Consider the following 23,804-nt stretch of genomic DNA (forward strand, 5'->3'; position numbering starts at 1 on the left):
TCTTAAAGGTAGTGAATTTGGGGTTGAAATTTAGTCATCAGATAAGGCTCTATTTTCAGCCAATTCCAAAACAACACCAAATACAACAAGCTGGATTACAGCATCTACATAAGTAAAAACACCTACGATTCCTTGCTTATTTTGAGTTCGGCAAAGGGGGTAAAAACCTGTCTAACTGTTTGCAAATTTCTTCTGCAATACGTGTGTTTTACCCTTCCGAAGAATAAGGGATCTCGAATTTCCTGAGACTTGAGATTCCCCCTGCATCGGGAAGGAAAAAACGCCATTGCCATAAAAATCAAAACAGGTTCTTCTAAAAAGCCAGTTGCTTCCCGGTTAATTACCAATCTAGTTTGGACGACAAGATAAACTCTGGCAAATAGACATAAGTCCTGAATTTATATTCTACACAAGAAATCTATAAACAAATAATATTTTTATATTTGAGTAAATCACGTAATATAATTTTAAGCAACAGTGATTTTATTGGACTTCTACAAGACGCTTCTTTTACTCGCATCCTTCTCGACTTATTCTGGTCTGCACCTTCCTATACACTTGCGCTAACCGTTTTTACCAACAACTAACTCGCTCACTGTAATGACGTTTCCTAATGAGAACTTTTTACTAAACCGTATGTCGACAGGTGATGAAAAAGCATTCCGTAAACTGTACGATTTTTACCGGCCCGATCTGTATCGCTTCGTGTTTAAGTTCATCAAATCCAATGAGCTGTCGAACGACATATGCCAGGAAGTATTCATGAAAATCTGGGAAGACCGCTGGGCCATACAGGAAGTCAGTTCATTTAAATCGTACCTATTTACTATTACAAAAAATCACACCTTCAACATGCTGAAACGTGCGGCTGTTGAAGATCGGATCAAGGGGGAAGTTTTACGGAATTACACCGTCTCCAAAAACGATACGGAAGAAAGTCTGCAAGCCAGGGAATATCAGCAGTTTTTGCAGCGGGTGCTGGACACTTTACCCCCGCAGAGTCGGGAAGTTTTCAAACTATGTCGGCAGCAGGAAAAGAGCTATGACGAAGCTGCACAGATTTTAGGCATATCGAGTAGTGCGATCAAAAAGCACATGGTTCGGTCGATGAAAGTGCTCAAGTTTGCGGTCGAAAAAGATATGGGGATCGCCTTCAGTGTTTTTATGCAACTGCTGGCGCAATCGGGCGATTGGCTGCCTGTGTTTGAAGCCTGACCGATTGTCCCATACCGGCGAAACAGGTAACATCCCCATGGCTATAGAGGCATTACTTCCCCAGAACAGCTTCTGGCCAATAGCCTGTTCATAGCGAAGTGTGGTATATCAGGAAACGATTCCTATATCCTTACTTAGCTGTGTCTCCGCATGGGAAACAAATCTATTTCTTTTGCTATGCTCGTGGTGGGTCTGTCGCTCGGAACCGCCTGGGCCATTCGCGGGCAGTTTGGGCACGAATACGGTGCCGCCTGGGCGGGCGCTATTGGTTCTCTGAGTGTTCTGCTGGTGGCGAAACGGACTGATTGGTACGCCCGTTTTTTTGCGGTCACGCTGGCGGGCGCTATTGGCTGGGGGATTGGTGGGCTGGCGAGCTATGGCATTGTGGTAGGTTATGGCCGCGATACCGAATTCATTAATGTGTTCTACGGGCTAACCATGCTGTTTGTGATTGGGGGGTTGTATGGGTTTATAGGCGGTGGACTGTTTGGCCTCGCCCTGACCGACTCGCCCACCAAGCCCGTAAAATGGCACGAGGTGATTGTTGAGATGGTGGTTGGCGGGGCGTTGTTCTACTTCTTCCTGATTGAAGAATTCGACTGGCGAATGACACCCCCTCGTTCCGAAATGTGGGCCGTTTGCTTTGGAGCCGCTGTAGCCTTAACCTGGTACCTGGTCCGTCAACGATACGACTCGGCTTTACGGGTTGCTGTATTCGCGGGTTTAGGCGGGGGATTCGGTTTTGCTTTCGGTAACTTTCTTCAGGTACTCGGCAATCTGACCGACATCAAATTTAATTTCTGGAATGTCATGGAGTATTCGCTGGGCTTCTTCGGTGGCCTGGGAATGGCCTATGGTACCCTGACTTCTGAATGGGAGCCGAACGAACCGACTCAACCTAAACGCCAGATCTGGTTCCCGTTGTTGATGGTCATGCTGGTGATTCCGTACATTGTATGGCAGCAATCGTTTGAACTAGAGCGCCTTCAGGACATTTTCAGCAAGATCGACGTATCGCCCGACAGTCCGGTTATTAACGCAGTTCAACTGGTTTCGCTGGGTATGGTTCTTGGTATGACCGGCTGGTACTGGGCTCGATTTTACCAGAACAAAGCCAACCCGGCCTCGTACTCAGAAAATGAAGTTTTTGCCCTCTTTCTAAGCTTATTGGGCCTGTATATTCTGTTTAGTCTGTTCATTACGGGGGCCTTTATGAGCGGCTATCGCATTGAGCAGTACTTATACATCGTCAATTGGCTGGTCGTCGCCTTCCTGATCAGAAAAGCCCATCCCGTTTTCACGCATAGTCGTTTGGCACCTAAACAATGGGCGATCAATTTTGGAGTTGTCCTTGTATTTTTCGCGTTGCTTACGACTGTGCTTATTCATTCGCACGGCGAATTGAAAGGTTCACACAAGCGCTTTGGTGCCCCTCCACCTGTTGAAGAGTCACAATAGTAAGCGTTTTTTGTCATTGCAACGAAGGAGCAATCTTCGGAGAAGGCGTTTCTGTTGTCCCCAAAGATTGCTCCTTCGTCGCAATGACAAAATTACCGCACGGCTCAACGATACTATTTGCCCGATTTTGGAAAATAGCTCGCTTCGATCAGTTCTTTTACGTCCTTGAATTTTTTGTTAGGCTTCAGATACTGGGCCAGAAAATCATAGATTTTCATTCGGCTTTCCTTCGCCCCATATGAATCGATCCGGTTGAAAGTATGGCCGCCGGGAGCCTCTTTGTAGATTTCGTACTCGAACTTCTTGCCTTCGGCTTTAAGTGATTTAATCAAATGCTCCACCTCCAGCACGTTTACATCCTCGTCGTTGGTGTTGGTATGAATCAGAAGTGGAGTCTGTAGCTTGTGGGCCTGCCAGGCTGGAGAGCGTTTCCGGTATTCTTCAACATTCTGGTCGGCGGTTTTGCCCAGGTGATAATCAGCCGAATAGGCATCCCGGTAGCTCTGGCTTTTGTAGCCCATCCGGGCAATCAGATCGCTTACAGGCACTCCTGCATACCCGACTGCATAATCGGAAGGATGGTTGAACAGGTTGAGCAACGTAATCATGCCGCCATGACTCCAACCCAGAATACCGACCCGTTTTTTGTCGATGAAGTCGTAGTTTTCGAGCATGTAATCCCGGCAGGCTTTGGTGTCTTCTACTTCCAGGCCGCCGTAATCGATGAGCTGGTAAAAGCCCTGGCCATAGCCCGTACTCCCCCGATAATCAGGCGCTATGACAACGTATTCCTGCGCGGTTAGCTCTTTGATAATGTGGGCGTAAGCCGTATTAAAATTGCTATGCACACCCCCATGCGGCAACACCAGTAACGGGTATTTTTTCGACGGATCAATTTTGGTAGGGATAAACACATAGGCCGAAAAACGAACGGGATTTTTTGCACCCTGACCCGTTGGGTTTTTGATAACAGCCGGAGGAGGCCCCGTAATTATGATCTTATCGACCAGTACGGCATCGCCCAGCCGCTGCGACCAGGTCAGGTCGTCGATGGTTTTATCCAGGGCATCAAACTGGTGTTGCATACTGGCTAACTGCCGTTGCAGCGCGGCCACCTGGTTCTGATTACCTTCTGAATTTTGAGCCTTCGTCGGGCCATACAGCAGTGTTCCCACAAAAAGAGAGAGAACGAGTCCGGTAACGTTTTTCATTGGTTGTAAAAAAGAGGAAGATGTAAAAGTGAGTTATACGGCATCCGAAAGGCTGCTGAACGTAAAATCACGAATGCGTAAGGGTGGCACCATGCAGCCCCGCGTGCGTTCAGGAATACCGATGGCTTCGAGGTTGTTGAGCATGATAACCGGACTTTCGTTGAAGCGGAAATTTTTAATCGGGTGCTTGATCTGCCCGTTATCGATGTAGAATGTCCCATCGCGGGTAAGGCCCGTGTAGAGCAGGGTTTGTGGGTCCAGCCAGCGCGTGTACCAGAACCGGGTGACCAGAATCCCTTTCTCAGTGCCTTTGATCATATCGGCCAGCGACTGTGTTCCGCCTTCCATGACAAAGCCAGATGGTTCGGGCAAGGGTTTAACGCCTTTCTGCTTCGCCCAATAGGGTGAGTACGACATATTTTTAACCACCCCTTTGTCGAACCAGACCACCTTTTCGTACGGATAACCATCGCCCGAAAACGGCGAACTCGGCACCTGCGAATCGGTGGGGTCGGAGTAGATCGTCACCCGTTCGTCCAGTAGCTTTTCGCCCAGGCGTGTTCCTCCCCCTTTCTTGCTCAGGAAACTTCGGCCTTCGTCGGCAGTACGGGCATCCATCGCCCGCATCATAAACTGAATCAGTTCGCCAGCCGCCAGCGGCTCCAGAATAACCGTGTATTTACCGGGTTCCAGGGCAACGGCCTTCTGCGAAGCGCGGGCTTTCTGGATGGCAATATCGGTTAAGGCGCCCGTCTTGAGTTTGCTAACGTCGTTGAAATCGCCCGCAGCATAGCCAGAACCCGTCCCATCGGGTGTACGAATCGTCAGCGAGAAATTGGCATTGGTGCTTTTATGGTAGCCGAATAAGCCTTTGCTATTGCCGATGGCGTTGAAGGTCGCTGAATCGTCCAGAAATCCCGCGCCACTCAACTGACTCGCCATAATCGACTTGATACTGGCCCCGGCCAGCCTAGCCCGATCGGGCGCTTTCATCCCAGCCGTTGTTTCGACAAATGCCTGTGGACTGGTGTAGGTTTGCGGTCCCGGCATAGGCATATATTCCGGGTTCTCGGGTGCCAGACGGGCCATCTCTTCTGCCCGACGGACTGCCTTTTCGAGCGAGGCCTCATCAAACTCGTTGATATCAGACGTTCCGATCCGTTTGCCCAATACAGCCGTTACCGATACGGTCAGGTTGTTAGTCGCTCCGGCAGTAGAAACAGAGTTCCGGGCAAACCGGATATTTCCGGTCCGACCTCCGTTCAGTTCTACCTTCATTTCGTCGGCTTTGGAATAGCTCAACACTTTATCAATGAGCCGTTTGGCTTCTTCCTGCGATAAAATAGCCATGTGTTTTTGTGGAGTATTAGGAGCGAGTAGTGAGGAGCGAGAATGCTGGCGCAAGCCAGAGAGTAGGCGTCAGCATTCTCGCTCCTCACTACTCGCTCCTAATACTATTTTTTTAAATCTTCCGTCCGGTGTTGATTACGTTTACGCCATTGAAACGGGTGGTAGGGCAGCCGTGCGAGACGGCACTGGCCTGCCCCGGTTGCCCTTTACCGTCGAAGAAGGTGCCGAACAGTCGGTAGTCGTCTTTATCGCAGATGCGGGCACAGGAATTCCAGAACTCCTGCGTGTTGGACTGATACGCGACATCGTCGAGCATACCCACAATTTTGCCCTCCTTGATTTCGTAGAAAAGCTGTCCGCTGAACTGGAAGTTATACCGCTGCTGATCAATGGACGAAGACCCCCGACCCAGGATATAAATACCCTTTTCGGTATCTCTAATCATATCGTTAATGCTGTATTTACCTTCCGATGGCTGGAGCGATACGTTCGGCATACGCTGAAACTGAACACTATCCCAACTTTCGGCAAAACTGCACCCCTGCGACTCGGTTTCACCCAACAGATGCACCTGATCGCGGGTCGCCTGGAAATTGACCAAAATACCGTTCCGCACTAAATCCCACTTTTTACAGGGAACGCCTTCGTCGTCGTAGCCAACCAGCCCCATGGTGTTAGGCTGAATTTTATCGGCGACCAGATTGACGATCTTGCTGCCATACTGGAAGTTTTTCGATTGCAGCTTTTCCATCGTCGCAAAGCTGGTACCGGCCAGATTGGCTTCGTAGCCCAGCACCCGATCCAGTTCCAGCGGGTGCCCGACGGATTCATGAATAGTCAGGCCCAGATTGGACGGGTCCAGAATCATATCGTACTTACCAGCCGGGACTGATTTGGCCGAGAGTTTTTCCTTAGCCTGCAAAGCCGCTGCCGTGGCATCCTCGATCATGTTGTAGGCATACCGATACACGGTTGGCCCGTTCGGGATCACGATTTTTTCGGCTGGATTATCCGACAAATACTCATAGCCCATCCCGATTGGAGCACTCAGCGCATCCCGCGACTTGAACCGACCTGTCTGTCGATTTACGGCAGAGACCGTAAAGGTTGGCCACATCCGATGCACATCCTGATCGATATACGAGCCATCGGTCGAGGCAAAGTATTTCTGTTCGTTGACAAAAAAGAGGTTCGACGTAACAAACGAAGCCCCATTTTTCAGAGCGGCCCCGTTCACGTCCATCAACAGATCGATCTTTTCCTTAACCGGAATTTCGAAGGCATTCTTCTTTATAGGTGTTTTCCAGGTCTTTTCCCCTACACCTTTTTGTGGGGCCAGCACGACGGGCTCCCGCTGAATTTCGGCGTTGGCTTTCGCCATATCGACCGCCATGACAGCACATTCGGCAATGCTTTCCGGGGTCATGGTATTGGTCGAAGCAAATCCCCAGGTTCCGTTGGCAATGACGCGTATCCCAATCCCGTATGACTCCGAATTGACGATGTTCTGCACTTTGTTTTCGCGCGTGAACAGGTACTGACGCAGGTATCGACCAATACGAACATCGGCGTAGGTAGCTCCTTTGCTCTTCGAAGCGTTGAGTGCGACATCAGCCAGCCGCTTTTTGACCGTTACGTCCAGTCCCGGATTCAGTAGTTCCTCCGCCGAAATCCGGTTCCCGGCTATCAGTCCGGCAGGCAGCATGGTTGCCCCAAGCCCAAGACCCGACAACTTGACAAAATCACGTCTTTTCATACGATTACTTATCGCCTGGATGGTAGATTTTTTCGGCGTGTTTGTACACGTCGTCTTTGTAGAAATAGATCTCTTTGTAAGTGCCGTCAATGTAACCTTTCACCTGATCGAGGTAGTGGGGCGAAGTCGGGTCAGAACTGGCGCCCCCCGTCAGAATGGTTTTGGCCCGAAGTTTATCGCCGAACTCGACGGCGGCCACAAACGTATTGCCCGTAATGCCGTATCGTTTATGCGTTTTGGCCGTTTTCCGGCTCACATAGGCATTCAGCGACCCCATAAACCCTGGCGTAGCCGGAACGCCCCAACTGAGTTTCTCATCGCTGGGTTCCGAATCCGCTATCCGCTGAAACCGATTGTCCATACCCCAGGCAACCTGCCAGGTTCCAAACTCTTTTTCGAGTTCAGCCACCACCTGCGCTAAGGCGGTAACCTGCTCTTTCGGGGACAGAAATTCGGTTGTGACGGCAGCCCCGTTGGTTAGCGAATACTGTTCTTCCGTGGTGGCGGGCTTTGCCAGTCGGGCCATGTCGAGCTGGATAACTTTTTCCAGCCAATGCACCGTAAGTGTAGTAGCTACTGAGTTGGTATCGGTCCGAAAATTCCAGGCTTTCAGCGTTTCGATGGGTTGGGCCAGTTTAGCCTTAAGCGAATCACCCACTGTCGCGTAAGCCGCTATAAGACCGGGGATGAAGCGCTCACCACTGGGCAGATAGGTATCGTACGATGCCTTGATCACATCGTCCATCGTTGCGTTTTTCAGTGGTGTCAACACCTTGACCGCATGAACGGCGCGGGGTGTATGCCCATCCGGCAACATGTAGGACGGGAGCTTGTTTAGCATCTCTGTATTGAGTTCACCAGCACCGTATAAAGGCGTTGAGTTACAGTTCTGTAGCCAGCCATTGGCCGGATTAATGTAGTGCGGAAGCTCCGTCAGTTCATGTGTTCCCTGCCATTCGGTAGCCGAGGTGGTGCCATCGACCGGACGACGCCAGTCGAGTAAGGGGTTTTTCTTCGGCACGAAATTGCCGTGCCAGTACGCGATATTGCCTTCCTTGTCGGCATAGACGATGTTGCTACCAACCATTGCCCGCGCATTGATAGCATTGGTGAATTCCTTCATGTTTCGGGCTTTCATTTTCAGCCAGTGCATCCCCAGCAGTTCGATGTTCGGTTCGTAGGTTTTGAGTGCAATCCAGCGGGTGGCGGTCGCATACACTACCGGGCCGTGATGCGTGCGGTAGGTCACAAATTTTTTGGTTGCCCAGCTATCGCCTTTCTTGTAACGGAGTTCAATGGCGGTACTATCAACGGGTTTCCAGACGCCATCGTAGCGATACATCCATTTTCCTTTTTTCCATTCCACATCCTCAGCGTATAAATCCTTGGCGTCGGATAGCGAAACCGGGTGCATCCAGCCCAGCGACTCGTTGAAACCCTGAAAGATGTTGAATTGCCCCAGAAACGGTGCCCCATACGAATTGAGCCCTTCGTCGCTAACCAGATGAATTTCAATACGCCCGTAGTATTCTGCGTGTGGATTGATGAAGAGCATCGCTTTTTTGCTCTGCGTACGGGAAGGCGCCAGGGCGAATCCATTGGAACCATCATTCTTGGGCGGTTCGGCGGTAAAGCTTCGGCCACCCGTTGCAGGCTGAGTGGCTTCTTTCAGGTAGAACGCTTTAAAATCAGCTTCGGTAACATTACTCCCCCCCATAGCCGGAACGTTGTTCATCAGAATCATCCACGGAGCAACCCGGTTAAGGAGTTTAGGCTTTACAGCCGGATGGGTGATCAGGTAATAGTTGATTCCGCCGGCGTAGGCATCGCACAGTTTTTTGAGCCAGTCGGGGGTTTTCTGATACAACTGAACGGCCTGCGTGGAGTCGATAAACATCCGGGTCCACAGGTCCCGATAGATAGCCCCTTCGCCTTCCAGTTCAGCCGACCGACCCAGCCGCCCAATCAACGACGTTTCGACCTTATCGAAAAACTCTTCGCACTGAATGTACATTTCGCCGAATACCGCATCAGCATCGGTTTTGGCGTATACGTGCGGAACGCCGTACGTATCTTTGACAATCTCAATGCCTTTCGCCTGCTTTTGCAGTGCCTTTACTTCCTGCGCCGAAAAAGGAGTCTGAGCCAAGGCAGAACCGACACCCAGACAAACAGTGGCAAGAACTATGTAGATTTTAGAATGCATTACGGATCAACATTTTTTATTCGCATGATTGATAGAAACTTTCGACAGGATTTACAGAAACCACAAGATTTAAGGATCAGAACCTAATCCTGTGAATCTTGTCAATCCTGTCAAAAAATTACTTAAAAATGGTAACCGATTCAAACAGGCTTGGCGCTGAACGTGGGCTGTTTGGATTTGAGTTAAGTTCATTCTGCGAATAGATGAACCGACCGGGCAGTTGGCTCCCGTTGTTGGGCTTCAGCTTGACGCCCAACCCTTCAGCACGCGTGCGACGCTCGTCGTTCCAGCCCATGTGCTGGCCGTAGAAGGTTACGTACCGCTCTTCCAGAATCTCACGCAGCAACGCCTTATCGGCAGCAATCCCGTCCTTGTTTTCGATGCCCCCAGCCTCAAAATCGGCGGCAACGTAGGGGTCGTATTTGTAAGTACCAGCCACTTTATATGTAGCATGCAGGTAGCCCCCACCATTCAGGAAACTCCGGTAGGTATTCAGATGCGCCAGTGCCGCGTCGAACCCTTTGCCCGAACGCAAAGCCATTTCGGCCAGTGTCAGGATATTTTCCTGGTAGGTCACAAGCGGGAAGCTGGCATCACGGGCAAAGAAGCCCCGGTTTGTTGTGGTTGTCAGGGTATTGGGCTCGATTACCCCCGGTGCGTTCACGCCATTTTCCAGGTAATAGAACTTGAAGCGGGCCGTTTCGTTGGTTTTAGCATTTCCCCGATACGTAGTCGTTTTGGCCGGGTTAAGCAGTTCGGCGTTGTAGGCCCCTTCAGCCGTGATGCTCCCCGCCCGAATGTTGGTCAGGAAGCTGTAATTCTGGTTTTCGTTGGCACTGGCCGTTGTCCCGTGTGGCGAATACATGGAGTTGGCATAGGTGCTTACTCCTAACTGAGCCGCTGTGTAGGCTTCGTTGTATTGCTTAAGATCGGTGTATAGACGGGCTTTCAGGGTATTGGCAACCTGTTTCCATTTCGTGAGATCACCTGCAAAAAACAGGTCCTTTGTACCAACCGTTCCGATACCCGATTCAAGGTCTGCGATACCATCGTTCAACTGAGCAATCAGTTTTGGAATCAGCTCGGCCTGGGTCTCAAACCTGGGATTCGGATATTTCAAGGTATTGGCGGTTTCGGTAAAGGGGACATCACCCCAGAGTTCGGTAGCCGTGCTAATGTTGTGGACCTGAATGATTTTAGTGATACCGGCCATAACCCGGTTGCCCAATTGATTGGCCTTGTCCAGTGCCCGCACCGCATTTTTGTTGGTTCCGGTGAAGAACAGGTTCCAGTCGTCGTCGAAATTGGCAGCGGTAATCTGATACTGCCCCCAGGTACCAAACTGCTGGAACGCGCCAAACCCATAGCCTGTCCAGACAATGGTGAGCCGGCTGGCCATCCCCTCCTGCGAAGCGATGTGGGCAACTTGTGTCCCGGTAAAAATATATTCGGCCGAAGCGTCGGTAGGGTTGTTGGGGTCCTGGTTCATATCCGACACCAGCGACTCACAGGCAGAAGACGTCAGCCCAATCAATACGGCAAAAATGGCTTTATATCGTAGTTTCATGGAAGTAATAGGTAACGCGGGTGGAAACCCGCGATTATAAAGTAAACGATCGCGGGTTTCCACCCGCGTTACCATTAATAGTTGATTTTCAGGCTAAGCACCAGCGATTTGGTGCTGGGATTATTGAAATAGTCGACCCCACGGGCATTGCCTACGCCCGATACGTTGGTTTCGGGGTCGATGCCCACCACCTTCGTCCAGAGCACCGGATTCCGGGCTGTAACGGCGAAACTGACCGATTCAAGTTTGGTTTTCTTGCGGAACCCGGCTGAGTTAAGTTGATAGCCCAGGGTAATCTCCCGAATGCGGGTCCAGCTTCCATCCCGTACAAACTGTTCCGTCAACTGCCCTGAGTGCCCACCAATCGATGTGTAGAATGACTGGTCCAGAAGCACCGGGCCTCCGCCATAATCTTTTACGTTACCACGAAGGGTTGTACCCGCTTTGAACAGCGTCCCGGCGTAGTTGTACATGTCTTTCGATAGCGTCACTTCATTGCCCACATCGGCATAGGTACCAAAATTGACTAGTACGCCACGGGTTCCTTCGTAGAAATCGCCCCCCTGGAAGGTCTCGAACAACACATTCAGCGACAGTTTTTTATAGGAGAGGTTCGTACCAAATCCACCACGCCAGTCGGGGTTAGGATCACCTACAATGCCCAGCGTGGTGCCCAATTTCGGGAATCCATTGGCGGTCAGATTCATAGAGCCATCTTCATTGCGCTGATAGACACCGCCATAGAAAGACGATAATGCGTCGCCTACATGTGCCACCGTACTCAGCGCCCCGCTGGTGAACGTGATGATTTCGGTACCGCCAAGACTGGTTACGCGGTTTTTGTTACGGCTCCAGTTCGCAAATACATTCCACTGGAAATCGTTCTTCTGGAGTACGTTCAGGTTAAAATCGACCTCCATCCCTTTGTTTTCCATACTCCCAGCGTTGGTGTATTTCTGGCTGAAGCCCGTTGAACCGGCCGATGACACTTGTAGCAGCAAATCACGAATCTGGTTCTGGTAATAGGTATAGCCGATGGTCAGTTTGTTTTTGAAGAGCCGCAGATCGCCCCCGATTTCCCATTCCGTTTTGCGTTCCGGCAACAGGTTCGGGTCGCCCTGTGTAGCACTTTCGACGTATGCGCCACCGTAGCCCGAGCTGGTTAGTGACGTACCCCAGTCGGTAAACGAGGCTGCAATATAGGGGGTGGTGTTCCGATAGGGTTCGGGCTGAATACCTACGATCCCATACGATGCCCGTAGCTTACCAAACGACAGTGGGGTGCCCCGGAAAACGGGCAATTGGCTAAACTGCCAGGCCACATCCGCCGATGGGTAGTAAAAGGTCGATTTTGACGCACTTCCGAACGTTGACCCCGATTCGCTGGCCAGCGATCCATTGACATATAACTGGTTAAAGAAGCCCAGATTCAGTGTAGAATACAACCGCGCTGTCCGACGATGCGATTCGGTATTGAACGGATAGTTGTTGGCGGCAATCGAGTTGGCGAAATTGGCAGGGGCTTCTTCCAGAATGAAGTTATTCATGGTACCGCCCAGCAGGTTGGACGTCCGATCGTTGATGTTGAAGCCCAAAATCAGCGTGCTGGTTATGTTCTCGCCAAAATCTTTGCTCGCCCGGCCAATTACGTCCAGGTTCAGTTCTTTTTCGGAAATAATCCGCTGGTCATACGTACCTGCGCCCGAATTTTCGACCGAGTTCACCGGGTTGTTCGTTACCCGGCGGTCGCTGAACATATCGATCCCACCCCGTGCCGTGATGCTAAACCAGTCTTTGGGCGTAATGACCATTTCGGAGTTCATAATCAGGCGGTCCACTTCCGAGAAGTTGGTCAACTCGTTGATGGTCCAGAGCGGATCGTTATAGCTTGGGTTGGCCGAAGCACCCAGGTAATTCCGGTAGGCACGTTGCCGATTCCGAATACCAGCCGCCGTTGGCGACGCATAATAGGTTCCTTTCCAGTAGCGACTGTCGAAATCGGGGGCAGACCGCAACATCCCCAGATATAACGCACTGGTGTTATCGCCCTTCTGAATCCGGTTGGAGGTTGTCCGAATGTAGTTGGCATTGGCCGACGCCCGGACAATGTCGTTGAACTGACGCAGTGCATTGAACCGAACGGAGTTCCGCTTATAGTCGCTCTGCCCGGAAAAAATCCCTTTCTGCGCCAGGTTACCCAGACTCAGGTAGAAATTCCCTTTGTCGTTGCCTCCGCTTAAGCTAATGTTGTTGTCAAGGTAGGTTCCTGTCCGAAAAACCGCATCCCGACGCGCTTCGTTGAAGGTTTCTTTTGAGTTCTTTGTGATGATGGGATAAAACGTTTTGCCCTGATACGATTCAAAGCGAGCCCCGTTCATGTTTACAACATCCTCGCCCCCTGCCCGATTGGCGATTTTGTCGCCCCAGGAATACTGTGTGGTGGGGTTGTAAACGCCAGCCGTTCCCTGCCCATAGGCTTCCTGAAGGGGATGCAGTACATTGACTTTATCGAAAGAAACCGTTGAACTGAAACTGACATTCAGCTTGTTGTCGGTAGCGCCCCGCTTGGTCGTGATCACAATAACCCCGTTGGCTGCCCGCGACCCCCACAAACCAGCCGCCGAAGCGCCCTTCAGAATCTGCATACTGGCAATGTCTTCCGGGTTGATGTCGTTTAGCCGCGACTGTTGGGCAACGCCACCCCGTGAATCGCCCGTCGTGCTATTGCTCATCGGTACACCGTCGATAATAATCAGCGGCTGGTTCGACCCCGTAATGGTATTCTGGCCCCGAATCTGGATATACGAACCTGCCCCAGGATCGCCGGTTGAGCGCGAAATCAGTACGCCAGCCGCCTTACCCGCCAGACCGTTGATGACTCCTGTTTCGCCAGATCGCTTGATATCTTCCGGTTTAACGGCCGACAGAGTAGAACCCAGCCGATCTTTTTCCTCCTTAAAGCCCAGAGCCGTAACGACCACTTCATTCAGGATTTTGGAATCAGGGGCCAGTGCTATGTTGATCGATGTCTGACTACCTACCTTAACCTCCTGCGATACATACCCTAGAAAGGAGAAAATCAGCACGCTCTCCGGCGATGGTACACTGATGGAATAATTGCCATCGGCATCGGTTGTTGTACCAACTGTAGAACCTTTAATGGCGATGTTGACACCCGGCAGAGCAATCCGGTCTTCCTGCGCTGTCACCTTCCCTTTGACTACGATAGCCACCTGGTCGGCTGCGTTAGCCTGACGAGTTGCTTTTGACGCATCAATTCGTTTTGCCTGCCTGATCTGGTCTGCATGATCTCCTTTTTCCGCTGATCGGGTATGGGCACCCGCTGTGGTAATCAGCGAAGCGGAGACCATCAAACACCCTAAGGTTCGGATTCTCCTTTGTAGTGATAATCCCATTGCTTTTTTTCTAGTTTATTGGTTGTATGAATTGACAAAAGCTTGGTTCACCACGCCCTTGACGCAGGCATGGAAATAGCGAGAAATGACAGATCGTTATCGTACAATCTACCAGACTATCAGGGCGATGGAAGCGGCTATTTTCAGCCACTGGCCCCAGGACCGAAACCCAGTACCCGACGTTGATTCAGGGGTTGTCTTCTGGATAAGGTCGGCTTCCCGGTCCATATAGGTTCTGGCCAGTTCGTCCAGCTTCCCTTCCCTGAGCAGTTCCAGAAATACCTCCAGTTCCTCGTCCGTTGCCTCATTGGCGAGGTACCGTTCCAGTAGCGTTGCCATCATCGTTTGCTCATCCATAAGGTTTTTGTTAAGTACGCATAAGACAATCGACACCCCGGATACGGGTACCCCTCACATTAAAAATTTTTAATCTTCGGGCAAAAAAAAATGCCGAACTCATGAGAGTCCGGCATTTTTTGACATTGAAGCTGTTTTTAAACGTTTGTTTTCTGACTTGAATCCCCCTCACTGTGGTGTCAGATGCTCACATCTGACACAGAGGTTTCTCAAAACCTATGGACATACTGCCACGAGGTTTTGAGAAACCTTGCTGTGTCGGTTTTAAGAAACCGACATCACTGGGCATCAACTAACTATCTTTTCCTCCCTGTGCTGTCAGATACTCTCATACCCTCACCGTGGTGTCAGATGCTCACATCTGACACAGAGGTTTCTCAAAACCTCGTGGCAGCAAATCGATTACCCTCTGTCAGTGTCTGTTCTGCTACTGTAACACGTCCATTACGCACGGCTTTATCTCAGGCAATACATATAAAAAATGCCGAACTCCTCAGAGTCCGGCATTTGCCTCAATTGTATGGTTTTAACCGACGACTACGCCAGTCGGTTAATGCAGTTCAGATCTTCGAATGCTACTTTCAGGCGTTGTACCATGCTTTCTTCGCCTTTACGCAGCCATACACGAGGATCGTAGTACTTCTTGTTTGGCGAATCGGGGCCTTCGGGGTTGCCCAGTTGCGATTGCAGATACCCTTCTTTCGCTTTGTAATAGTTCAGCACACCTTCCCACATCGACCATTGCATGTCGGTATCGATGTTCATTTTCACCGCACCATAGCGGATGGCTTCGCGGATTTCTTCGCGGCTGGAACCCGAACCACCGTGGAATACGAAGTTCACCGGCAGCGGACCCGTACCAAATTTCTCCTGAATGTATTGCTGTGAGTTGTGCAGGATGATTGGCGATAGCTTCACATTACCGGGCTTATACACACCGTGTACGTTACCAAACGCAGCCGCAATGGTGAAGTTTGGCGATATTTTGCTCAGTTCTTCGTAGGCATAGGCTACTTCCGAAGGCTGGGTGTATAGTTTTGAATCGTCGACATCGGAGTTATCGACACCGTCTTCTTCACCACCCGTTACGCCGAGTTCGATCTCCAGCGTCATGCCGATTTTGGCCATCCGCTCGAAGTATTTGGCGCAGATTTCGATATTTTCTTCAATGGGTTCTTCCGACAGGTCAAGCATGTGCGACGAATACAGGGGCTTGCCGGTTTGGTCAAAGTGTTTTTCACCAGCCGCCAGCAACCCGTCGATCCAGGGCAGGAGTTTCTTGGCGCAGTGGTCGGTATGCAGGATCACCGGAACGCCATACAGTTCGGCGACATGGTGAATGTGCAGGGCACCCGAAATGGAGCCTGCAATGGCTGCCTGTTGCTTATCGTTGGGCAGGCTTTTGCCACCATAAAAAATTCCACCACCGTTCGAAAACTGGACGATAACCGGCGAGTTAACAGCTTTAGCTGTTTCCAGAACAGCATTCACAGAGTTAGTACCAACGACATTGACGGCCGGAAGGGCATAGTCGTTTTCATTCGCATGACGAAAAATTTCGGTGACACCTTCGCCGGTCACAACGCCGGGGGCAAAACGGGCGGCTACTTCGCTCATAATTAGGTCTAAATTTGGATTCGTTCAAGAAATAGTTTACCGAAAGTGCGACCGGTTAACCTATTTGGTTTTCAAGGGTAAAGTTGGGGATATTAGCCGAATTTTGCTACTATTCATTCATTTTGAGGATAGCCAAATGGTTGTCAGCGAATTACTTCGATAACGCCTTTCCGGGTAAATCCAGCCGGGTAGAACGAATTTTTCATGGCAAGCCGATACACATATAAGCCCGTTCCAACGGGTTGCCCTTTAAAGTTCCCATCCCAGGTCGACCAGCCTGCCGAAACGGCTGTTTCGCTAACGCCTTCGTACACAGGTTCTCCCCAGCGATTGAAAATAGTCAACGTCATGCTTTCTGCCCCGGTACTATACACTATCAGGGTTTCGTTCATCCCATCCCGATTGGGGGTAAAAATATCCGGCACATACGCTATGGGCGGAGTTGGCGGGCAGTTGGAACTCACACGAACCGAATCGCTTGCCTGACACCCAGCCGACGAGCGCACGTTGATCGTATACCAGCCGTAGTCGTTTACGCGCAGTACCTGTTCGGTACCGATGATTCTACCCGCTTTCAACCAGCTATACACAACATCAGGGAGTACGCCAGCCTCCAGACCAATCGGGTCGGCAGTGGCAAAACAGGTGTCGATCTGGTGGATAGCCAGTTGTAGTTTCGGATATGGGTTTAGCGTCACCATCTGCGAGTCGCGGCTCACACAACCCGTTTTCGTGCTACGGGCTGTTACGGTGTATTGCCCATTTTGCCGAGCCAGAAGCGTAGCGCCCGCTAGTGAACGGCCATCCGGCAATTGCCAGCTAAAAGCATCCCAATCCGAATTGGGAGTGGCCCGGAGGGTAAGGGTATCTCCACAGACGGTTTGGGTCGAGGTAACAAACCGAAATGGGGAGGGCCGGGTAAAACTTGCCGTAACGTCTTTTTCGGCAAAGCAGGAGGCATCTTCGGCACTGGTAACCCGCACCCGATACGTTTGGGCACCGTTCACGTTCGATACGATCAGTGAATCCTGCCGTTCGTTGGATGCATTGATCCCAGGGCCAGTCCATTGCGGTATTCCACCTGTTGCATGTGCATTGAGCCGAACTTGCCCACAGAAATCCGGGATAATCGTTGCGGTTGGATTGACTTCAACCAACACAACCGCCAGTTCTTCAGTGGATGTCATGTGAATGTCAGCACATTTACCTTCCCGAACTTTTAAGAGATAGGTACCTGATTTTTCGGGCTTCAGGGTTGATGAAGTTGCTCCGGTCACCGCTGTTCCATTCAAATACCATTGATAACTCAGGTAATTTACATCCAGATTCTGGGTTTTGGATGAGAGCAGAATGTTGTTGCAACCACCCAGCTTAGCCAGTTCGATATTTACCTTTGGCAAAAGTCGGGGAATGGTATCGACATTGAAAGGCAGTCCGGCCATAGTCGTTCTACCGCCCAGAGGCACGGCTTGTGAAACAAGGTCGCAACCAGCGCCTACCTGATTGGGCTGGTTAATTACCATCAGATAATCTTCGCCCGGCTGCGACCCATAAATTTTCCCATCGGGACCAATTTGCAACGCCCCTACACCGGGCGACGCGTTTCGCTGCGCCTGCACATTCAGGGTTGCTGTGATAGCAAGATCACTAACTCGTATCTGATAGACTTTTTTACTCGACAGGGTCGACAAATAAATCAGAGAATTGTCGGGCGAGAACTCAAGTCCATAGGCGCCAACTGTTGCAGGAACTTCCAGCTTTCGGGCATTTGAGATAGCCCCAGCCTGATTATCGAAATCGAATAGTTCCAGAAAACCGCCCTCTACACTATCGGAAACGGCAACAGCCAACAGTTTCCCATTGTGCGACGGTTTCATATACCCCTTGCTCTCCCGGTGCGGACTACCTGCCCGATACAGCGACTGATGTACCGAACCTACGTTATACACTTTAGGTGTAAGAATAAGCCCATTATCGTTGAGCAAATACACCCGAAAAGCGTTTGTGGTCAATTCATGCGTGATAATCCAGTGATTCAGGTTGTTGCAATGATAAATGGTCGTGATTTTTTCGGACGATGGCGATAGTAGCGGTTTATTCTTGGCGGTCAGCCCACCTAAGCCGCTATTCAAATTCATGCTGACTATCGAATATTGGATACCCGTAGGTTGATCGGAACTGGCAACGGAAAAAACATAAAACTGGTCGCTACTATTCTGATAGGGAACAATCAGGGCCGACTGGGTGCTCCGGCTACCCCCTCCCAGATTGACGGCTCCGGGCATAACCTCATGGTTTCGGCTCCAGATGGTGCTGCCGTCGGTGTAAAACAGCAGTTGCCCATTGGCATCGGACTGGGTAGCGCACCCTTCCATCGAACGGAGTTGCCCATTCGTTACAGCCTGAGGAGCCCCTCCATTAAACGTAACCCCTGCCCCATTTCCAAAATACCAGTTGCGGGCATTGGCGGGGACCTGCCCTCTTACCGAACCGACCCAAAGGCCATTTGCCAATAGGATACCAATCAGGAAGCCGTTAAAAAGAAAAGCCCGAACACGTAGACAGGAGTTATTCCATAGTTTCATAGGTGTGCACAACGGATGAGTCAAACAGATCCGCAGCCCTCTTAGGTGTACAGCGTCAGCGGATCAGGCCAAGGTTGAAATACACACATGACCTGGTTATTACTCAAATCGTTGCAAATTTTAATCTCAACGTTATGAAACCCTGGAGATTACTACAGGGAGTAAACCATCAGGGAGTCAGATAGCCTTTACACTATCCCTCTAATCGCTGCTGTGCTGCGGATGTAACGGGGGCAAAAAAGTTGATCAGATTTCCATCAGGGTCGCGGAACAACAGCGAACGGTTGCCCCAGGGCATGGTCGTTGGCTTCTGCACGATGGTATCCCCTAGAAAATCCGCCAGTTTTTCGTATTCATTATCTACATCCTCAACACGAAATTCAATAATAACTGACCGATTGGTAGCCGATATAGCCACATCGTCTCCACCAAATAGCGGGATTGTGCGTATGCTTCCGATAGCCAGCGTAGCCAATGGTGTTCGTAACTCAGCAAAATCATCGGTGTACCGTGTCACAGGCATACCCGTAACCTGCTCATAAAATGAAACAAGGCGGTTGAGATCGGCGGTGATGATCCGGGCAGAAGAAAAATTCATTAGTGATAGGTTTTTAATTGTATGGTGCAAAGAACTCTTCGCTCACTGACAGCGGTGTGTCAGTAGCAACGGTCGATTTGTGGACATGTGCCGCTTGAATTGCAAACAATTGACTAGCATCAGGTAGCATAGAGCAATCTGAACCGTACCAAAAAAAGAGCTGGTAAACCTCATTTTTTCCACCAACTTTGGGCAGAGAAACCAAGACCTTACCTCTTTGAAAACACTCTTCTTCTGCCCGATGTGGGGCATGGAAAATCTATCGTATTCAGAAGCTGCCAAACGGGTGAAAGCCGCAGGATACGACGGCATGGAAATTGCGGCTGGCCCCGGCAAACGAAAAGAAGCCACACAGGTCATGCGCGATCACGGTCTCGAACCGATTTTGATGGGCTTCGGTGGAGGGAGTAATTTTGCCGAGCACAAGAAAAAATACCACGATGATCTGCTCGACATTGCTTCGTACAAACCGCTGTTCATCAACGTCCATACGGGCCACGATTATTTCACCTTCGAGCAAAACGTTGAACTGATTCAGGCAGCCGCCGATGTACAGAAACAAACCGGCGTTCGGATTCTGCACGAAACGCATCGGGGCCGTTTTTCGTACAGCGCACCCGCCATTCAGTACTACTTACTCAAACTACCCGATCTGCGACTCACCGCCGATTATTCGCACTGGGTCAACGTGGCGGAGTCGTATCTGGCCGATCAGGCGGATAATGTGGCACGCGCCATTGCCGTCAGCGACCACATTCACTGCCGGGTAGGCCAGCCCGAAGCCCCACAGGTTACTGACCCCAGGGCACCTGAATGGAACGATGCGCTCGAAACACACGCCAAATGGTGGGATGCCATTCGTGACCGACTCCAGCGGGCCAATGCCTCACAACTCACCGTTACCTGCGAATTTGGCCCAGCCCCGGGTTATCTGCCTACGCTACCCTATAGCAACTTGCCCGTTGCGAGTCAGTGGGACATCAATGTCTTCATGAAAGACTTCCTGAAAAAGCGTTGGCAGGTATAACGAGTCAGGGATTTCGATAGAACAGTATGATTATTGCTAGATAGATTTCGGTATTCGATTCTGGGCAAGCAGTTGCATCAATAAAAAATCTGTACCGCAAGGGCGCAATAGGCGCAAAGACCCGATTAGTTTGACCCGCTTTACGCCTATTGCGTCCTTGCGGTTAAAACCAGAAGGCTTCGCTACAGTTTGTCCTATATGTCACCAGAAACTATACGTCATAATTTGTACATTTGATTCTATGCTTCGAACGCTCTACCTAGTCTGCCTGGTTTTGGCCGTTGCCGGTACACCTGTGCGTGCACAGCTGGCCCAATCGCTACGGCTTGAAATCCCCTCAGACCCTAACGAAGCCGAAGCATTCGACGTAACCCCCCTAAACGACAAGGGACTTCTGGTAACCATCCGAACGGGTGCCTTCTATGACAATACACCTGCCAACCTGAACTTCCAGAAATACGACGTTAACCTGAAGCTTCTCTGGAAAGCTCAATTCAAACAGAGCGGCGACTTTTCCCCTGTATTAGACTGCAACACAGACCAGTACGTGTATCACCTGTTCCGCGACTACGACCGGGGCAAGTTCCAGTTTCTCCGGCTCCACCTCGAAGACGGCGTTATTGAAACCTTCGAAGGCAACCTGATCGATCAGTTCGATGTCCAGTATTTTAAGGTGTTGGGCAGTCAGGCCTATGTAGGTGGATACCGACACGGCCGCCCGGTAGTGATGGCGTTCTCGTTCTTCGACCAGTCGGCCAAAGTGCTTCCGGGTATGTATGTGAACCGGATGGAGCTGAGTGGGCTGGAAATTGACGAATCCCGCCGGGAGGTCAACGTACTGGTTCATTCGCTGAAACGGCACTGCCAGTTCTCGATCCGAACCTATAACTACGATTGCAAACTAGTCCGTACCCTCGATTTCGACGGTGCCGAAAAGAGCCTCATTTCGGGTAAGCTGCTGCCCGTCAACGAACATGAGTCGTTGTTGGTAGGCAATTATTCGACGGATTGTACCCCCTACTCCCAGGGCATCTACGTGACCCATATCCACCATGGTGAACACGCCGACGAGGCCAGCAAATCGATTCAGTACATTGAATTTTCGCAATTGCAGCATTTTTTCGACTACCTGAAACCGCAGCGTCAGCAGAAGTTGCTGGCCAGAGCCAATAAAAAGAAGGAGGAAGGCAAGGATTACAAGTTCCATTACCGACTGCTGGTACACGATCTGCAACCCACTCCAACGGGGTTGACCCTGGTGGCTGAAGTGTATTATCCGCAGTACCGGGGGAGCACACTGGCCTATGGCGGCATTGTCCGGGGCACCGATCGATACGAAGGCTATCGGTACACCCATGCGTTTATCTGCGGCTTCAACAAACAAGGTAACCTTCTGTGGGACAATTGTTTTCCTATTAAAGAACTCCTGAGTAAAGAGCTTATCGAAATGGTTCAGGTGTCGCACCAGGGCGACCGGATGGTATTGGCGTACCCGAACGATGGCGAAATCACAACGGAAGTGATTCAGGAGAGCAAGGTGCTGAAAGAAACCGAAAAGTTTAAACTGAAAACGGCTACCGAAAATGAGAAGGTTACTTTTTCGGCCCAGGATAACCTCATGGCCTGGTACGATCGGCATTTTCTGGCTTGTGGTTTCCAGAAAATAGCGCCATCCAAAACATCAGGCAGTCAGCGCGAAGTGTTCTACCTGAACAAACTGACCTACACGGAAGAGAATGCGGCCCAGCCTGCCAAATCGACCAGCGCTAAGACCCGAAAAAACGACGGATCAGAACGATAATCAGGTTCAGGACTACGCTCACCACAATACAGGTCACAATGGGAAAATAAAATCCACCCCCATTTTTCCCTTCCATCCGAATATCGCCTGGTAAACGGCCCAACCAGTGGAGTTTATCCCCAAACAGGTAAACGATAACGCCCACCAGCACAATAGCTGCTCCGATCAGCATGATGTATTTTCCTACAGTAGGGCTCATATGTAAGATTTCTGTTCAAGACAAAAGCGAAACGACCAACTGCTATTTCAAAGGTAAAATCCATAAAATAGTTCTGTCGAATCATCTTTCTTTGTCTGGAATTCATTCCGTTATAAGCTCCCGACAGTATAATCTACACAGATAAACCTGAAGCTCAATAAACGATTCTTTTCCCAAATGCCTCCCTTGCTGACAGCAAGAAGCCCAACCACCCCCCTATAAAACCGCCTACTATCGATTCGATTGAAAATGTGCTCAACAACCCATCCATCTCTTGCACGAATACCTGGCAAGCTTCCGGCCAACAGGCCAGCATTCTGAAAGCATCTCCTGGTATTGCCCTAACATCTATTTAGGGAAAGCGGGTTTGCCTATCACTTACCTCTGACTCCAATCACTGAAGGAGTACGGACACCCGGAAATGTTTCGCCACTGACATACACCCACAACCCCTGCCAATAAACGACAGGTAAGGTTACTCGGGAAGCATGGGTACGCTCTTCGCCCAGATACGTCCATTCATCGGATTCGGGCTTATAGATTAGCATACTACGAATAATACCGGGGTGTTTGGCGGGATTTTTCCAGCCAGCCGTTACGGCATCGACACCACCCCAGAAAAAGAACTGATTATCATTCAGCAACGGAACAGTACCACCACCCGCCGACATGCCTCTGGGCATTGGGGCCAGTTTCTGCCAGGTCAGCAAAGGAGTATTATTGTTCCGCTTTAGCTGAATCTGGTAGGCATCCAACAGAATGTCTCTGAATTTATTTCCTTTTGCGTTAATACCCTGCGTTTCGCCACTGAATAGGTAGCCCTCCCCATGGTAAACACCACAGATAGGAAAAATTCTGGCCACCCCTGAAAACGTGTTGTTTGGTTGCCAACCTGCTTTCAGATTTTTCAAATCCAGGATAAGACAGGTAGACATTGGTGGTGACGTAGCGGATTGATTACCACCGATCAGGACAATCATATCGTCGACCAGGAAACCGCCCATTTGAGCCAGCGGATAGGGTAGCGATGGGTAGTTGGTCAGCACTAAGTCTGTTCCATTCCAGGCTACGCCCACTACCTGATTCAGATGCTCGTTCGGATTACTGCCGCCAATGACAATCAACTGATTATTGTAGGTAATGGATACACCATAGCCACACGCTCTGGGAAAATTGCGGGTAGATTTTATCCAGCTCTTTTTTCCCGTTTCCAGTACAAAAATATCGTCGTACCATTTTTTCTTACCGCCCTCCCAGGGTGGAGCATCGGGGAAATTGGCACCCCCGATAGCAATAATAGCCCCATTACTTACCCCGGCAAACATACCCGCACGCCCTTTGGAGTCAGGTAATAGCGGCAATGACTCCCAGCGAATTACCGACTGAGCCAGCCCATTTTTTGTTACAAGCATAAGAAAAATCCAGTATATCAGATGGGTTG

16 protein-coding genes are annotated in these 23,804 nt (G+C 50.4%); 4 read left to right on the plus strand and 12 right to left on the minus strand.

Annotated elements, in window-relative coordinates:
- The first annotated feature begins 636 nt into the window (after nucleotides 1-636).
- Nucleotides 637-1,215, plus strand: coding sequence for an RNA polymerase sigma factor (locus BGO59_RS27205; protein ID WP_293688986.1), 579 nt, complete (start codon nucleotides 637-639; stop codon nucleotides 1,213-1,215).
- A 150-nt stretch (nucleotides 1,216-1,365) separates the two neighbouring features.
- Nucleotides 1,366-2,673: a photosystem II biosynthesis protein gene (locus tag BGO59_RS27210; protein WP_293688988.1), complete on the plus strand. Its 1,308-nt coding sequence runs from the start codon at nucleotides 1,366-1,368 to the stop codon at nucleotides 2,671-2,673.
- 113 nt (nucleotides 2,674-2,786) lie between these two features.
- On the opposite strand, the gene BGO59_RS27215 is transcribed toward BGO59_RS27210, so the two are convergent.
- From BGO59_RS27215 to BGO59_RS27260, 10 genes are all read right to left on the minus strand, one after another.
- The gene (locus BGO59_RS27215; protein WP_293688990.1) at nucleotides 2,787-3,884 is read right to left on the minus strand and encodes an alpha/beta fold hydrolase; all 1,098 of its coding nucleotides are present in this window, start codon (nucleotides 3,882-3,884) and stop codon (nucleotides 2,787-2,789) included.
- A gap of 33 nt (nucleotides 3,885-3,917) precedes the next feature.
- Nucleotides 3,918-5,234, minus strand: a complete 1,317-nt coding sequence (locus BGO59_RS27220; RefSeq protein WP_293688992.1) for a TldD/PmbA family protein — start codon at nucleotides 5,232-5,234, stop codon at nucleotides 3,918-3,920.
- A gap of 112 nt (nucleotides 5,235-5,346) precedes the next feature.
- Nucleotides 5,347-6,990: a TldD/PmbA family protein gene (locus tag BGO59_RS27225; protein WP_293688994.1), complete on the minus strand. Its 1,644-nt coding sequence runs from the start codon at nucleotides 6,988-6,990 to the stop codon at nucleotides 5,347-5,349.
- A 4-nt stretch (nucleotides 6,991-6,994) separates the two neighbouring features.
- Nucleotides 6,995-9,196, minus strand: a complete 2,202-nt coding sequence (locus BGO59_RS27230) for a penicillin acylase family protein (RefSeq protein WP_293688996.1) — start codon at nucleotides 9,194-9,196, stop codon at nucleotides 6,995-6,997.
- Nucleotides 9,197-9,314: 118 nt separating this feature from the next.
- On the minus strand, nucleotides 9,315-10,763 hold the full coding sequence (locus BGO59_RS27235) for a SusD/RagB family nutrient-binding outer membrane lipoprotein (RefSeq protein WP_293688998.1): 1,449 nt from the start codon (nucleotides 10,761-10,763) through the stop codon (nucleotides 9,315-9,317).
- Nucleotides 10,764-10,837: 74 nt separating this feature from the next.
- On the minus strand, nucleotides 10,838-14,134 hold the full coding sequence (locus tag BGO59_RS27240) for a SusC/RagA family TonB-linked outer membrane protein (RefSeq protein ID WP_293689000.1): 3,297 nt from the start codon (nucleotides 14,132-14,134) through the stop codon (nucleotides 10,838-10,840).
- 153 nt (nucleotides 14,135-14,287) lie between these two features.
- Nucleotides 14,288-14,536: a hypothetical protein gene (locus tag BGO59_RS27245; protein WP_293689002.1), complete on the minus strand. Its 249-nt coding sequence runs from the start codon at nucleotides 14,534-14,536 to the stop codon at nucleotides 14,288-14,290.
- A gap of 537 nt (nucleotides 14,537-15,073) precedes the next feature.
- A complete protein-coding gene (gene fbaA / locus BGO59_RS27250; protein WP_293689004.1) occupies nucleotides 15,074-16,153 on the minus strand; it encodes a class II fructose-bisphosphate aldolase in 1,080 nt (359 codons plus the stop codon).
- A 143-nt stretch (nucleotides 16,154-16,296) separates the two neighbouring features.
- The gene (locus BGO59_RS27255) at nucleotides 16,297-18,738 is read right to left on the minus strand and encodes a gliding motility-associated C-terminal domain-containing protein (protein WP_293689006.1); all 2,442 of its coding nucleotides are present in this window, start codon (nucleotides 18,736-18,738) and stop codon (nucleotides 16,297-16,299) included.
- A gap of 193 nt (nucleotides 18,739-18,931) precedes the next feature.
- Nucleotides 18,932-19,336, minus strand: coding sequence for a VOC family protein (locus BGO59_RS27260; RefSeq protein WP_293689008.1), 405 nt, complete (start codon nucleotides 19,334-19,336; stop codon nucleotides 18,932-18,934).
- Nucleotides 19,337-19,553: 217 nt separating this feature from the next.
- Here BGO59_RS27260 and BGO59_RS27265 point away from each other — a divergent pair, with 217 nt between their 5' ends.
- Nucleotides 19,554-20,363, plus strand: a complete 810-nt coding sequence (locus BGO59_RS27265) for a TIM barrel protein (RefSeq protein WP_293689010.1) — start codon at nucleotides 19,554-19,556, stop codon at nucleotides 20,361-20,363.
- Between the two features lie 241 nt (nucleotides 20,364-20,604).
- A complete protein-coding gene (locus BGO59_RS27270) occupies nucleotides 20,605-22,164 on the plus strand; it encodes a hypothetical protein (RefSeq protein ID WP_293689012.1) in 1,560 nt (519 codons plus the stop codon).
- Here BGO59_RS27270 and BGO59_RS27275 read toward each other — a convergent pair.
- Nucleotides 22,130-22,363: a DUF2905 domain-containing protein gene (locus BGO59_RS27275; protein WP_293689014.1), complete on the minus strand. Its 234-nt coding sequence runs from the start codon at nucleotides 22,361-22,363 to the stop codon at nucleotides 22,130-22,132. The genes BGO59_RS27270 and BGO59_RS27275 overlap by 35 nt on opposite strands.
- A gap of 374 nt (nucleotides 22,364-22,737) precedes the next feature.
- Complete coding sequence (locus BGO59_RS27280) at nucleotides 22,738-23,775, minus strand: hypothetical protein (RefSeq protein ID WP_293689016.1); 1,038 nt, start codon at nucleotides 23,773-23,775, stop codon at nucleotides 22,738-22,740.
- Nucleotides 23,776-23,804 lie beyond the last annotated feature (29 nt).

Origin of the sequence: Spirosoma sp. 48-14, from assembly GCF_001898575.1 — a bacterium.
Classification (GTDB): domain Bacteria; phylum Bacteroidota; class Bacteroidia; order Cytophagales; family Spirosomataceae; genus Spirosoma.